Source organism: Lentzea flaviverrucosa (assembly GCF_003350445.1).
Classification (GTDB): domain Bacteria; phylum Actinomycetota; class Actinomycetes; order Mycobacteriales; family Pseudonocardiaceae; genus Lentzea; species Lentzea californiensis.
The window spans coordinates 25230-38173 of sequence record NZ_QQAU01000001.1; the positions used below are offsets into that span (position 1 = coordinate 25230).

The 12944-nt window shown below is 70.0% G+C and carries 14 protein-coding genes; 9 read left to right on the forward strand and 5 right to left on the reverse strand.

Annotated elements, in window-relative coordinates; translation table 11 throughout:
* The first annotated feature begins 63 nt into the window (after positions 1-63).
* Genes DFR72_RS00145 through DFR72_RS00170 form a run of 6 tightly spaced genes read left to right on the forward strand, consistent with a single transcriptional unit; the run spans position 64 to position 5441 of the window.
* Positions 64-1098: a Gfo/Idh/MocA family oxidoreductase gene (locus DFR72_RS00145; protein ID WP_090073041.1), complete on the forward strand. Its 1035-nt coding sequence runs from the start codon at positions 64-66 to the stop codon at positions 1096-1098.
* Positions 1088-1906, forward strand: coding sequence for a sugar phosphate isomerase/epimerase family protein (locus DFR72_RS00150; RefSeq protein ID WP_090073039.1), 819 nt, complete (start codon positions 1088-1090; stop codon positions 1904-1906). The genes DFR72_RS00145 and DFR72_RS00150 overlap by 11 nt, the downstream gene beginning before the upstream one ends.
* Positions 1903-3123 (forward strand): M20/M25/M40 family metallo-hydrolase, encoded by a 1221-nt coding sequence (locus tag DFR72_RS00155; RefSeq protein WP_177224652.1) that lies wholly within the window; start codon positions 1903-1905, stop codon positions 3121-3123. The genes DFR72_RS00150 and DFR72_RS00155 overlap by 4 nt, the downstream gene beginning before the upstream one ends.
* Positions 3120-4169, forward strand: coding sequence for an Ldh family oxidoreductase (locus DFR72_RS00160; protein WP_090073037.1), 1050 nt, complete (start codon positions 3120-3122; stop codon positions 4167-4169). The genes DFR72_RS00155 and DFR72_RS00160 overlap by 4 nt, the downstream gene beginning before the upstream one ends.
* Positions 4166-5047, forward strand: a complete 882-nt coding sequence (locus DFR72_RS00165; RefSeq protein ID WP_090073033.1) for a Gfo/Idh/MocA family protein — start codon at positions 4166-4168, stop codon at positions 5045-5047. Before DFR72_RS00160 ends, DFR72_RS00165 begins: the two co-directional genes overlap by 4 nt.
* A complete protein-coding gene (locus tag DFR72_RS00170) occupies positions 5040-5441 on the forward strand; it encodes a DUF6917 domain-containing protein (RefSeq protein WP_090073031.1) in 402 nt (133 codons plus the stop codon). Before DFR72_RS00165 ends, DFR72_RS00170 begins: the two co-directional genes overlap by 8 nt.
* A 49-nt stretch (positions 5442-5490) precedes the next feature.
* Here DFR72_RS00170 and DFR72_RS00175 read toward each other — a convergent pair whose 3' ends face one another.
* From DFR72_RS00175 to DFR72_RS00185, 3 genes are all read right to left on the reverse strand, one after another.
* Positions 5491-6039, reverse strand: a complete 549-nt coding sequence (locus DFR72_RS00175; protein WP_090073029.1) for an EF-hand domain-containing protein — start codon at positions 6037-6039, stop codon at positions 5491-5493.
* A 90-nt stretch (positions 6040-6129) separates the two neighbouring features.
* Positions 6130-7377, reverse strand: coding sequence for a nucleotide sugar dehydrogenase (locus tag DFR72_RS00180; RefSeq protein ID WP_090073027.1), 1248 nt, complete (start codon positions 7375-7377; stop codon positions 6130-6132).
* A 32-nt stretch (positions 7378-7409) separates the two neighbouring features.
* Positions 7410-7721: a hypothetical protein gene (locus tag DFR72_RS00185; protein WP_090073025.1), complete on the reverse strand. Its 312-nt coding sequence runs from the start codon at positions 7719-7721 to the stop codon at positions 7410-7412.
* A gap of 422 nt (positions 7722-8143) precedes the next feature.
* On the opposite strand from DFR72_RS00185, the gene DFR72_RS44815 reads away from it, so the two are divergent.
* From DFR72_RS44815 to DFR72_RS00195, 3 genes are all read left to right on the forward strand, one after another.
* The gene (locus tag DFR72_RS44815; RefSeq protein ID WP_143086999.1) at positions 8144-8407 is read left to right on the forward strand and encodes a hypothetical protein; all 264 of its coding nucleotides are present in this window, start codon (positions 8144-8146) and stop codon (positions 8405-8407) included.
* Between the two features lie 225 nt (positions 8408-8632).
* Complete coding sequence (locus tag DFR72_RS00190; protein ID WP_090073023.1) at positions 8633-8911, forward strand: hypothetical protein; 279 nt, start codon at positions 8633-8635, stop codon at positions 8909-8911.
* A 554-nt stretch (positions 8912-9465) separates the two neighbouring features.
* Complete coding sequence (locus tag DFR72_RS00195) at positions 9466-10950, forward strand: LPXTG cell wall anchor domain-containing protein (RefSeq protein ID WP_090073021.1); 1485 nt, start codon at positions 9466-9468, stop codon at positions 10948-10950.
* 87 nt (positions 10951-11037) lie between these two features.
* Here the strand turns inward: DFR72_RS00195 and DFR72_RS00200 are convergent, their stop codons facing one another.
* Both DFR72_RS00200 and argF read right to left on the reverse strand, forming a co-directional pair.
* A complete protein-coding gene (locus DFR72_RS00200) occupies positions 11038-11949 on the reverse strand; it encodes a carbamate kinase (protein WP_090073020.1) in 912 nt (303 codons plus the stop codon).
* Positions 11949-12941 carry an ornithine carbamoyltransferase gene (gene argF, locus DFR72_RS00205; RefSeq protein ID WP_090073018.1) on the reverse strand — a complete coding sequence of 331 codons (993 nt, stop codon included), beginning with the start codon at positions 12939-12941 and terminating at the stop codon, positions 11949-11951. The genes DFR72_RS00200 and argF overlap by 1 nt, the downstream gene beginning before the upstream one ends.
* Between the last annotated feature and the right edge of the window lie 3 nt (positions 12942-12944).

Here is a 12944-nt window from a genome sequence, read left to right on the forward strand (position 1 = left end):
CCTCCGGCACTCCCGCTAGCGTCGAAATCGGCCTGAATTCCCGTTCGGAGATGGGGCTCAACCGTGCAGTCACTCGTGGTGGGACTCGGCCGTGCCGGAGCAGGTCTGCACCTTCCGGTGCTCGCGAAGGCGCGGGCGCGCGACCCGCAGCTCTTCGACGGCCAGGACGTCGCGGCGTGCGACCCGCGCCGCACGCTCCCCCGCCGGCCCGGTCTCGTCACCACCGCGAGCATCGGCGAGGCGGCCGGCGGACTCGATCCCGCCGGCACCGTGGTGCACATCTGCACCCCGCCGACCGAACGGCACGCGGTGATCACCGAACTGGCCGAGCTCGGCTTCCGCAACATGATCGTGGAGAAGCCGCTCGCGTCCGACGCCGACGACCTCGCGCGAATCATCCGGGTGCGGCGCAAGCACCGGCTGCACGTCGAGGTCGTCGAGCCGTGGCTCACCAGCACCCTCACCAGGCGGCTGATCGAGCTGACCCGCTCCGGCCTGTTCGGCGCGCCGAAGTCGATCACGATCGTGCAGAACAAGCCGCGGTTCCGCCGTTCGTTCGCGGCTCCGGGCCATCCGACGGCGTTCGACGTCGAGCTGCCGCACGGCGTCGCGCTCGCGTTGCGGCTGGCCGGTGCCGCACGGGTCACCCACGCGGCGGGAGCGGACCTCGAGCTGGACGGGCAGTCCATCCCCCGGATGGGCTGCGCGGACGTCGGTCTCCGGCACAACTCGGGTGTGCGCACCGAGATCAGCTCCGACCTCACCAGCCCTGTGCGCGAGCGGCGGATCACCATCGACTTCGCGCACGGCAGCGCGGTCGGGCACTTCGCGGTGAGCGACGACGACGACCACTCGCAGCTGACCCTGCGGGCGAACGGCCACAGGGAGCACCTGGTGCTCCGCGACGACTCGCTGACCGAGTGGATGATCCAGGCCTACCGCAGGTTCCGGGCGGGCGGCGAGCAGACGCGCGGGTTCACCTTCGCCGCCGAGGTCGTGCAGCTGTTGTCGGTGGCCAAGAACATCTGCGCGGAGCCGGTGGTGCCCGCGGCTCGCACGGAGACCGGTTACGTGGCGATGGCGCACCATGTCGGCTGACCTCGTGCTGGCGGGCATCACCGACGAGGCGGCGCACGATCTCACCACCCAGATGGAGGTGCTCGCCGAGCTGGGCTGGCCCGCGATCGAGCTGCGCACGATCGGCAGGCGGGCCGTCGCCGACCTCACCGACGGGCAGTTCGCCGCGGTGGCGACGGCGTTGGCGGGCAGCGGGTTGCGGGTGGTCTGCCTCGACTCGCGGATCGGCAACTGGGCCCGCCCGATCACCGCGGACTTCGAGCAGGATCTGGCCGAACTCGACGTGCTCGCCCGCCGCGCCAGGTCGATCGGCACCCGGTACCTCCGGATCATGTCGTACCCCAACGACGGCCTGAGCGATCACGACTGGCGCACCGCGGCGGTCACCCGGATCAGGGTGCTCACCCGCAGGGCCGAAGCCGCCGGCGTGACGCTGCTGCACGAGAACTGCTCGGGCTGGGCGGGCACCGGCGCCGCGCGGATGCTCGAGCTGCTCGACGAGGTCGCGAGCCCTGCTCTGAAGCTGTTGTTCGACACCGGTAACGGCGTCGCGCACGGCTACGACGGCTTCGACCTGCTCGGTGACATCGCCGGCCACGTCGAGCACGTGCACGTCAAGGATGCGGACGCGCACGGGTTCACGATCCCCGGCGAGGGCGTTGCGCGCGTGGCGGACTGCGTGAAGCTGTTGCGGGCCAACGGCTACCGCGGCGCCTGGTCACTGGAACCGCATCTCGCCCTGCGTCCGCACGAGCCGGGTGAGCTCGCCGCCGGTGCGGTGCCGTCGTTCCTCGCGGCGGGCCGGGCGATGGCGGAACTCCTCCGGTGATCGGACAGGACCGGGACCTGCTGCTCCGCCTGCTCAGCCTGCCGACCGCCGGTCCGCTGGAGACGACGGCCGAGGTCCACCTGTGGGAGGCGATGGACGTGTTCGCCGCCGCGGCCACCGAAGCCGGCTTCCGCGTCGCCCACCTCGCCGCGCCCGCGCCGTCGGTTCTCCGCCGTCCGGACGTGCCGTCGGTCCTTCACGACGTGGGGCCGGAGTTCCTCGCCTGCCAGCCGAGCCTGGTGCTCCGGCTCGGGCCCGCCGAACCCGCCGTGATGTTCAACGTGCACCTCGACACCGTGGCGCCGTTCGAACCGGAGGGCTTCGACGGCACCCGGTTCCACGGGCGTGGCGCGATCGACGCCAAGGGTCCCGCTGTGGCGATGCTGGCCGGGATCCGGGCAGCGGTCGCCGCGGACCCGGCGGTCGGCCGCGAGGCCGGGGTGCTGATCCAGGCCGTGTCCGGCGAGGAGGGCGGTGCCATGGGCACGTTCGGCACCCGGCCGCTCGTCGAGGCCGGATTCCACGGCGGGCTCAACATCTTCTGCGAGCCCACCGGGTTGCGGCACCTGCCGCGCTGCACCGCGGCCATGACGGCGAGCGTGCGGGTCGACGGCGACGACGCGATCGACGACGAGCCGCACCGAGGCCACAACGCCACGGTGCTGCTCGGGTTCCTCGCCCAGCACCTCGCCGCCGGACTCGCGCCGCGCGGCCAGGTCTGCGTGGCGGGGCTGCACACCGGTCAGTTGCACAACCGGGTCTACGGCAGCGGCGAGCTGCTGTTCAACATGGCCTACGGCTGCGCGGACTCGGCGCGGACCATGAGCACGGCGATGGAGACCGGGCTGCGGACCGGCCTCGCCGAGTTCTCCGAACGCTTCCGCGACGTGCCCTTCTTCCAGCGCACCGCCGCCGACGCCGCGGCGATCACCAGTCTGCGGTGGTCCAAGCGCGGGTTGCCCGCGCTGCCCCCGCAGGACATCCCGCTGCTGGACGCGATCGTGCCGCGGTGGCCCGCCGGTGAACCGGCCTTCACCTGCGACGCGATCTGGCTCGCCGGCGTGCCGGGCACCCGTACGGCGGTGCTCGGTCCGGGTTCGCTCGGCGCCAACAACGCTCACGCCCGTGGGGAGTTCGCCGATGTCGCCGAGCTCGACCGGTTCAGCGACATCGTGCGCGACATCGTGTTGCGGTTCACCAGGGATGGAGGAGCATGACGGTACTGGTGCCCTATCGGACACTGCTGTCCACAGTGGCCGACGTGTTCGCCGGCAGGGGAATGCCCGCCGACCGGGCGGCGATCGCCGCCGAGGCGCTGTGCCACGGCGAACTGACCGGCATGACGTCGCACGGCCTGGTCAACCTGACCCGGTTGTACCTCCCGCTGTTCGACGACGACCGCGCGGATCCCCTGGCGGACATGGTGATCCAGACCGATCTCGGCGCGTGCGTGCTCGCTGACGCCCGGCGCGCGCTCGGGCTGTGGTCGGCCGGCCAAGCCATGGAGCTGGCCTGTGGCAGGGCCGCTCGGCACGGCATCGCGATGGTGTCGGTGCGCGGAGCGACCCACATCGGTTGCGCGGGCCATCACGCCGCCCGGGCGGTGCCGCACGGCATGATCGGCCTGATCGCGTCGAACTGCGGCGGCCAGCGCATCGCCAGGCCACCCGGTGGTGCCGTCCCGATGCTCGGCACGAACCCGCTCGCCCTGGCCTGTCCCGCGGGCGACGCGCACCCGTTCGTGCTGGACATGAGCACCACCGTCGTGCCGACCGGCCGGGTGCGTGCCGCGGCTCGTGCGGGAGAGCCGATCCCGCCGGGCTGGCTCGCCGCCGCCGACGGCACGCCGGTGACCGACCCGGCGGCGTTCGACCGGGGCAACGCCCACCTGCTGTGGCTGGGAGGCGAGCCCGAAACGGGGGCCTACAAGGGTTTCGGGCTGGGACTGCTGGTCGAGGTGCTCGCCTCGCTGGTGTCCGGCGCGGCGCTCGGCGCGTTGTCCGCCGACGGCGACCGGGACGACGACATCGGCGTCCTGGCGGTCGCGATCGCGCCGGACCTGCTGCGCACCGGTTTCGCCACTGACGCGGCGTCTCTCTTCACCGCGGTGCGCGGCTGGCCCGCACTCGACCCCGCCACCCCGGTGTCGTACCCCGGCTGGCACGAGGGTGAACGGGCGGCGCGGCTGCGGGAGCACGGTGTGCCCCTGCCGCGTGCGTTGTTCGAGGAACTCCGGTCGGTGACGACGGGGGTGCTCGCATGATGCGGCTCGGCATCGTCGGACTCGGCGTGATCTCCCGTTTCTACCTGACCGCGCTGGAGAGATCTCCGGACTTCACGCTCGCCGCGGTCTGCGATCGCGACCCCGCCGCGTTGACGGGTCACGGGGTACCCGGTTACCTCGACCACCGCGAGCTGCTCGCCGCGGGCGGGCTGGACGCGGTCGTCGTCACCGCGCCGAACGACGTGCACGCCATCGTGTGCCGCGACGTGCTCGAAGCCGGACTGCCGGTGTGCGTGGAGAAACCGCTCGCCACCACCCTGGCCGACGGCCGTGACCTGGTCGGCCTGGCCGCCAGGAAGCGGGTCGCGTTGTTCACCGCGTTCCACCGCCGCTACAACAGCAACGTGCTCGCGTTGCGCGACGAGATCGGTGACGCGACGATCGAGTCGATGACGGTGCGGTACCTCGAGCAGATCGAGGAACACGTCGGCCACGACCGCTGGTACCTCGACGCGGCGCGCTGCGGCGGTGGCTGCGTCGCGGACAACGGCCCGAACGCGCTCGACCTCGTCCGGCTCTTCCTCGGGCCGGTGGCACTGCGCGGCGTGCGGATCGACCGCGACGACACCGGCGTCGACCGGCAGGCGGTGCTGGCACTCGACCGTGCGACCGTGGAGCTCGACTGGTCGTTCGCCGGCGAGGTCAAGGACGTCGAGGTCCGGCTGGGCGACGGGTCGGTCCTCCACGCGGACATGCTGGCCGGCTACCGGGAGTTCAAGGAGTCGCTCCGGCACGAGTACGAGGGCGTGCTGCGTGAGTTCGCGGAGGCGGTGCGATCGGGAGCTGCGTGGTCCGACGGCGGCCTGGCCGCACTGTCCATCGTGGACGAGGCGTATCGGAGGGAGACGCATGCGTGAGAACGGGCCGAAACGGGAGATCACCGCCACGGTCGTGAAAGTGCTGGTGCACCAGCGCGACGACCGCGGGATGAGCCTGGAACCGTTCGCCAGCCGGTGCGTGCGGGGAGGTGAGGTGCACGAGCTGGTCACCACCGACCACGACGACACCACGCCCGGCGCGCGGATCGACCGCGTCGGGTTCCTCGGGTTCGCCGAAATCGGGTGCGCGGGCGTGATCGACCGCGGTGACGAGGTGTGGATCGGCGGGCTGCGGGTGGGCACGGTGCTCGGGTTCGACGGGTGCCACTTCCCCAACCACTACAACATCCTCATCCACGTGCCACAGCCGTGCACCGGACCCGATCTGGGCCTGAAACCCGAACTGGGCGTGCGGTTCACCCAGCCGGACTGAGCACGAACCGGCCCCAGACGGATCGCCTGGGGCCGGTTCCGTCACACGGTCACTTGCCGAGCAACGGCACGTCCAGCCTGCCCATGTGGTAGTCGCGCACGGCGAGCACGAGCTCGTCGACGGTCAGCTTGCCGTTGCCGTTGGCATCGATCTTCCGGAACGCTTCGTCCGCGGCGGAGGACTCGACACCGACGGCCTTCAGCCACTTGCCGAACTCCGCCGGGCTCACCTCGCCGTCCCCGTCGGTGTCGCACATCCCGACGATCGCCGCGATCGTGGGACGCACGACCCGGTTGAACCCCGAGTCGCCGTCCTGGAAGATCTGTGCCTCGGCCACCTCGATGAACTGCCCCTCGGACATGGCGCCGTTCGGTCCGACGCCCGCCTTTGTCGCCAAGTACTCGAACATGCTCGTGAACGCGTCGATCAGCGCACGCGCCTGCGGCGACGCGGAGTCCTCGCCGAACGCGTTGATGATCCGGCGGGCCTCGGCCTCGTAGTCGGACTTCTCGATCCGGCCGTTGTGGTTGACGTCCCACTTCTCGAAACGCTTCTTGAGCCGGTCGTTCTTGGCTGCGGAGGTCGTTGCGGCGGTCATTCGGGCACACTCCTTGTCACGGAAGTTCGGAAGGACTGATGTCCGCCTGCCGGGCCTCACCCCGGCAGGCGCCCCCTGTGGCGGGCGCACTTACAGGCGCACGACCTCCTCTCCGGGAACGCGGCCCGTCACGTCGAAGAACAGCCGGGCGGTCCTCGCCAGCCGGCCGAGGTCGTAGTCGCGGTGAGCGACGAGCAGCACGGCGGCGTCCGCGGTGCGCAGAGCCGCGCCGAGATCGTGCACGGCCGGCCCGAGTTCGGGCACCACAACGGCCACCGGGTCGTGATAGCTCACGATCGCGCCGAGCGCACGCAGCCGCAGCGCGATCCGCACCGCGGCGGACTCGCGGGTGTCCGGCACGTCCGCCTTGTAGGTGAGACCGAGCAGCAGGACTTTCGCGCCCTGAAGGGGCTTGCCGTGCTCGGCGAGCATCCTCGTCACGCGTTCGGCCACGTAGGACGGCATCTGGTCGTCGACCCGCCGCGCCGCGTGCACGACACCCAGCCGGGTGCCTTGCCGCTCGGCCTTGTCCAGCAGGTACTTGGGGTCGACCGGGATGCAGTGCCCGCCGGCACCGGGGCCGGGCACGAACGGCGCGAACCCGAACGGCTTGGACGACGCACAGTGCAGCACGTCCCACACGTCGACGCCGATGCTGTCGCAGAACATCGCGATCTCGTTGACCAGCGCGATGTTCACGTACCGGTAGGTGTTCTCGAGCAGCTTGGCCATCTCCGCCTCACGGGTGCCGCGCGCCACCACCACCGTGTCGACGAACCGCCCGTAGAACGTGGCGCAGTGCTTGGCGCACAACGGGGTGTGGCCGCTGACGACCTTCGGCGTGTTGCGCAGGCCGAACCGCGGATTGCCGGGGTCGATCCGCTCGGGCGAGTAGGCGAGCGGGAAGTCCTCGCCCGCGATCAGCCCGTGCTGTTCCAGAATCGGCCGGACGACCTCGTCGGTGGTCCCCGGATAGCTGGTCGACTCCAGCACGACCAGAGTGCCGGGCCGCAGGTGTTCGGCGATGGTCGCGGCGGCGGAGCGCACGGCGGTCAGATCCGGCCCGCCCCCGGCGTCGAGACCGGTGGGCACACAGATCGTGATCGTCTCGGCACCGCTCAGCACCGCCGGATCGGAGGTGACGGTGAAACCTCCGGCCTTCATGTCCCGCAGTTGAGCCGTCGACACGTCGAGCACGTGCGAGCGGCCCTCAGCCACCGCGGTGACCACCTCCGGTGAGGTGTCGTACCCGATCACCGACAACCCGGCGGCGACGGCTTCGGCGGCGAGCGGCAGTCCGACGTAGCCGACGCCGACCACGACAAGATCGACAGACACGCGTGTCCTTTCCGACTCGTCACACCAGGGGCTCAGTCCTTGACGGAGAAGGCACCGCTGCCGGGGGTGACGTGGGAGCCGTGCTCCTCCGCGACGACCAGCCCAGGAGTCAGGCAGAACGGGTCTGCGTGCACGACGACATCGGCGTTGGTCAGGTTCACCAGCACGTGCGCTTCAGGCGGGAGTTTGTTGCAGCCGCTGGGACTGTTGTAGATCTTGACCGGCGTGAACTCCGTCGAGAACACCGCCACCCGGCCTGCCGCGGCCTGCGCGGCAGGGCTGACCGAGGCCAGGAGAACGGTGGCGGCGAGCGTGCTCAACGCTGCGGAGACAAGGCGTTTCATCGAGTCCTCCAGATCCGGAGATGTCGCTCTCCGTACGCTAACAGCGACTGACCGCTACCTCAGATTTGTGACCAAACATCACGCGTCCAGGTTGCGGTCGGCCGCGAGGAGCATCCGAACGGGGTGACCGGTGCGCCCCTGAGTGTTCTTCCACCGCAGGCGTTCCCATGAACGAGCGCAGGCGGCTGAACCATCGGGCGAGGCCGGCGTGACAGCCCACGACTCAGCGCATTCCCAGGGGGCCGACGGCAGGTCGGCGAACGAGGGCCGCCGTGTCGTGCGGACCGGCGTTCTGAGGCTCGCGGTTGCGTGCACCACGACCGGGCTGCCGCACGCAGACCGGTCTGCCTGATCACCGGTGCGGCGATCGCCTCGGCGGCCACGAGGGACCCTGCCGGGATCGCAAGGCCGCTGTCGCGCACGTGGCCGGACCGATTTCCAGCCTGTCGGCGGAAGCCGTTCTGGACGGGGTCGACGTCGATGAGTGCGCAAGCCTGGTGGAAGAGCGTCTCGCGAAGAGCATCGATCCGAGAGGCCACACGATCAGTCTCGGAGCCGAGTGCTCACCGGAGGAGTGCGGCGAGGCGGTGGTTGTGGCCAGCAAACCCGTTCCTCGAAAGTCGAGACCATGTCGCTTTCAGGCCGAGCCGCTGATGAGCGCTGATGACATCTTGATTTCAGTCTGACACGACCCCACAACATCCGGTGACGTGAGGACTCCGCGTCCGCCTCAGACCGAGCACGAGGCCCTGGACGATGCCGCGGTCCCGCAGACCCATCCGGTGACCACGTCCGCATCCGAGCAGTGAGGTCGTGCGGCGGTCCCTGCCACATCGGGACGTTGTGCCCTGGGGCGACTGCTCCGAGCGACGCAAGATGCGTGGGTTCCCACGGCCCACAGGAGGCTCGCGGTGCACCAGACCCGCGAAAGACGCACGCCCGTCACGCTCGACCGGTACTTCGACAGCGTCGTGGACGCCCTTGCCCGCGAAGGCATCGACGTCGCCCAGGTAGTGCTGGAACTCACCCCGACACGTCCGATGCGCGGCCAGGTGGTCACCGGACGCGGTCCGGTGCTTCGCTGGCGTGAGGACCTCGGGTGGAGCAACGGGATCAGGACCACGAGCCCGGCCGCACACCCCGGTGAGGTCGCCGCGCTGCTCGAACAGCAGCCGCCCGGACGAGGGTGAGCCGCACCTCGCCGATCCTGCCGTCTCACCGTCAGGCAGGCCTTCGTCGCCGGCCATGGCGTCTAGTGCGCAGTGATGGAAGGCGACAGGTGCTCCGACGCGCCTCACCGTGCAGCACCGAAATCCCACCACACAACGGTTCTTGCAGGGGTGAACCAGGTGGTGCTGTCGGACTTCACTCGGCGTCCGGGGACGACCCGCAGGCGGCTGACCCTCGTTCCAGACGCCGTCCCGGCCGCGATGGGTCCTTCGCCCCTGCCGTTCCCACGCTTCACGGGTCTACGACTTGACTCGTCCAAGGGAGGGAACCGATGTCACGATTACTCAGGTCTGCCGGAGCTGTCACGCTCGCAACCGCGCTGTGCCTCTGCACGTCCACTGGCCCCGTGCTGGCCGACGACGTTCCGGCATCCGCACCAACGACGACAACCGGCCCACCGGAAACCACGACCAGTTCCTCCGAGCCGCCCAGTACCACGACGTCGACGCCGACGACCGTCCCAACGACGCAGACGCCCGAGTCCCCCTCGACCGTTCCTTCCTCGGAAACGGCCGTGGACCCGGCCGCGCCGAGGCAGGAGTTGCCAGACCTGCAGCTGACGGTCTGGTTCGGCAAACCCTCGTACCTCGGCCACGAGACCGTCACCGTCCACGCCCGTGTCACGAATGTCGGTGCTGTGGCAGAGGAAAGAGCCGTCATCACATCGACCGGTGATCTCTCGAGTCACCACTGGGGACGGTTCAGCTCGCCCGGCGAGGGAGTAGAACCGGGGCAGACGACCGAGACCAGCGCGACGGGCACTGTCACCACGGTCGATGACGTACTGCGTCTCGTCGTCACGGTGCACCCTGCTGGTGCCGGGCAGGATGCGAACCCGGCGGACAACACCGTCAGCGTGTCCGTGCCGATCACCTTCATATTGGGCAACTTCCGGGGAACCTTCTACGGCGACCGCAACGGCAACCACGTGATGGACTCCGGCGAGCAACTCGCCGGCGTGCGGGTGCACACGTCGGGCGGCACACCCTTCACCCGGCGCGAAACCGTGACGGGCTCGGCAGGCGGCTTCGAGTTCACCGGCCTGCCGGTCGGCACGTACGGGCTCGGGTTTCCAGACTCCGGCTGGTACGTCGCGCCACCGAACGTCGAGGTCGACGGGATCGCCGTCCCCGACGTCCTGGTCCGAGGCACCCCACGGGTTGACGCGTCGCTGCGGGCCTCCCTGGCGTTCGAGCGGCAGGCCTACCAGGTCGGCGACGTCGCGCACTCGGTGATGAGCCTGACCAACACGGGCGAGCTGCCGCTCTTCGAGTTGACCGCCGAGTGCAGCGTGAACTGGGACAGCGGTCCTTCGGCCGTGGACACGGGGCCGCTGACGCCGGGAGGACCTGGGGTCACCCTTCCCGCCGGCCACACCCAAACCTTTGACATCGCAGTCCGGGTGACCGAGAACGCGTACGCCGTGGGCTACCTGCAGGTCGACTGCGAGACAGGATCGCCGCCTCGTGTCAACGGCTCGGTGCGCACGACCGCGGCGACCAGAGTTCCAGGTGGCGTGGCCATCAGGGTCGAAGGTGCTCTGCTGCTCTTCAAGTCCAAGCCCCTCCTCGGTCTGCCATCAGGCACATCGTTGCCCGGGGTGAAGGTGTACCTGCGCGATGAACTCAGCGGCGCGGTCGTCGCTCGCGCTGTCACCGACATGAGCAGCAGGTTCAACTTCTACGACGTGCCCGCCGGCCGCTACCGGCTCGGCGTCGTCGGACCGTGGGTGATCGTCTGGGGCGGATCGGTCCTCGCTCGAGCCGGGCAGAACGGGCCGCCGCCGAACTACCAGGACCTCCACTTCGTCCTACCAGGCCCTTACCAGCCCGACCCGGACGCCGAACCACCGTCCGGTGGCGAACCTGCCCCACCTCCTGGGGAAGAGGTGCTCGCCCAGACCGGTGCCGATGTCGCGTGGCTCGCGTTGGGCGGCCTGCTGAGCCTCGTCACAGGCGCGGCGCTGGTGAGGCGTACCCGCCCTGCTCGGCGGAGGTGAGGCGACCAGCCCTCGTGCGGAACCGAAGGAACCCGGCGGGAGCCCACTGCAGGCAGTTGGCTCCCGCGCCGAACTCGATGGGCCTTGTCAGGACACGGGCTTCTGACTGATCGACGTGCCGGCGTCTCCTAGGAGAAGTGCTTCCACGTCCGTGAGCGCACCGATGGCCGCCACCGATCCCGTGGCCTGCACGAACCGCCGACACGCCTCGATCTTCGGTCCCATAGAGCCGGCGGGAAAGCTCAGGTGCTCGAGTTCCGTCACGTCCAGGTGGTGCAGCGGTTCGGCGGTCGGCAGGCCGTAGTCGGACATCACCGCGGGAACGTCGGTGAGCAGGAGCAGGCGGTCCGCTTTCAACGCGATGGCCAGCGCGGCAGACGTGAGGTCCTTGTCCACCACCGCCTCGACGCCGTGCAGCTGACCGTCGTCGACGACCGGCGCTCCCCCGCCGCCCGCGCAGACCACGATCGTCCCGCCGCTCACCAGCCGCTCGATGGACTCCTGTTCGACCACCCGCAGCGGTTCCGGCGACGGGACGACGCGGCGCCAGTGCGGGCCGTCCTCAGCCATGGTCCATCCGTTCAGCTCGGCCAGGCGGCTGGCGGGTTTGTGGCCGTAGATCGGCCCGATGAACTTCGTCGGCGCCGAGAACGCCGGGTCGGACGCATCGACCACCGTCTGGGTGACGACGGCGAGGACCGGTTTGTGGACGCCCGCGTTGCGCAGTGACTGGGCGAGCCAGTAGCCGATCATGCCCTGGGTTTCCGCGCCGAGGGTGTCGAGCGGGTACGGGCGGGTGAGTGACGGGTCTGCCTCGCTTTCGAGTGCGAGCAGGCCGATCTGGGGGCCGTTGCCGTGGCACACCACGAGTTCGTGTTCGGCGGTGAGCGGCGCGAGTGCTCGCGCCGCAGCTTCGACGTGGTGGAGCTGGACGGAGGCGTCGGCGCGTTCGCCGCGCATGAGCAGGGCGTTGCCTCCTAGTGCGACGACGATGCGCATCAGGGGGCCAGTCCGGCGACGATGACCGCCTTGATGGTGTGCAGGCGGTTCTCGGCCTGGTCGAAGACGACCGAGGCCGGAGATGAGAAGACCTCGTCGGTGACTTCGGCGCCTTCGAGGCCGTACTGCTCGTACACGCGGCGGCCGACCTGGGTGGTGCGGTCGTGGATGGACGGCAGGCAGTGCAGGAACTTCGTGGTGGGCTTGCCGGTGGCCTTCATCAGTTCGGCGGTGACGCGGTAGGGCGTCAGCAGGGGCACGCGGTCGTCCCAGGCTTCAGGTGAATCACCCATGCTGACCCAGACGTCGGTGTAGATGAAGTCGACTCCGGCCACCGCCTGTTCGGGGTCCTCGGTGACGAGCACGCGAGCGCCGCTCGTCGCAGCCAGCTCCTGGGCTTTGGCGATCACGCCGACCGGTGGCTGCAACGCGGAGGGGGCGGCGATGCGCACGTCCATGCCCAGCAGGGCGCCGGTGACGAGCAGCGAGCGGGCGACGTTGTTGTGGCCGTCGCCGACGAAGGCGAAGCTGACGTCCTCGACCTGGCCGTCGAAGTTCTCGGTCATGGTGAGGACGTCGGCGAGCATCTGGGTGGGGTGCCAGGAGTCGGTCAGGCCGTTCCACACGGGCACGCCGGCGTGCTCGGCCAGCACCTCCACCGTCTCCTGGGCGAAGCCGCGGAACTCGATGGCGTCGAACATGCGGCCGAGGACCTTGGCGGTGTCCGGGACGGACTCCTCGCGGCCCATGTGGGAGCCGGTCGGGTCGAGGTAGGTGACGTGGGCGCCCTGGTCGTGGGCGGCGACTTCGAAGGCGCAGCGAGTGCGGGTGGAGCTCTTCTCGAAGACCAGGGCGATGTTCTTGCCCGCCAGCAGCGGGTGTTCGGTGTGGGACGCCTTGGCGCGCTTCAGTCCGCGGGCCTGGGAGACGAGGTCGAGGAACTTCTCCTTGGAGAGGTCGAGTTCCTTGAGCAACGAGCCGGGGTGTCGCATCGA

What these genes read in the sequence shown, in the direction of transcription:
- DFR72_RS00165 (WP_090073033.1), top strand. Translation starts at nt 4,166, where the DNA reads ATGATGCGGCTCGGCATCGTCGGACTCGGCGTGATCTCCCGTTTCTAC.
- DFR72_RS00170 (WP_090073031.1), top strand. Translation starts at nt 5,040, where the DNA reads ATGCGTGAGAACGGGCCGAAACGGGAGATCACCGCCACGGTCGTGAAA.
- argF (WP_090073018.1), bottom strand. Translation starts at nt 12,941, where the DNA reads ATGCGACACCCCGGCTCGTTGCTCAAGGAACTCGACCTCTCCAAGGAG.
- DFR72_RS00175 (WP_090073029.1), bottom strand. Translation starts at nt 6,039, where the DNA reads ATGACCGCCGCAACGACCTCCGCAGCCAAGAACGACCGGCTCAAGAAG.
- DFR72_RS00160 (WP_090073037.1), top strand. Translation starts at nt 3,120, where the DNA reads ATGACGGTACTGGTGCCCTATCGGACACTGCTGTCCACAGTGGCCGAC.
- DFR72_RS00200 (WP_090073020.1), bottom strand. Translation starts at nt 11,949, where the DNA reads ATGCGCATCGTCGTCGCACTAGGAGGCAACGCCCTGCTCATGCGCGGC.
- DFR72_RS00150 (WP_090073039.1), top strand. Translation starts at nt 1,088, where the DNA reads ATGTCGGCTGACCTCGTGCTGGCGGGCATCACCGACGAGGCGGCGCAC.
- DFR72_RS00185 (WP_090073025.1), bottom strand. Translation starts at nt 7,721, where the DNA reads ATGAAACGCCTTGTCTCCGCAGCGTTGAGCACGCTCGCCGCCACCGTT.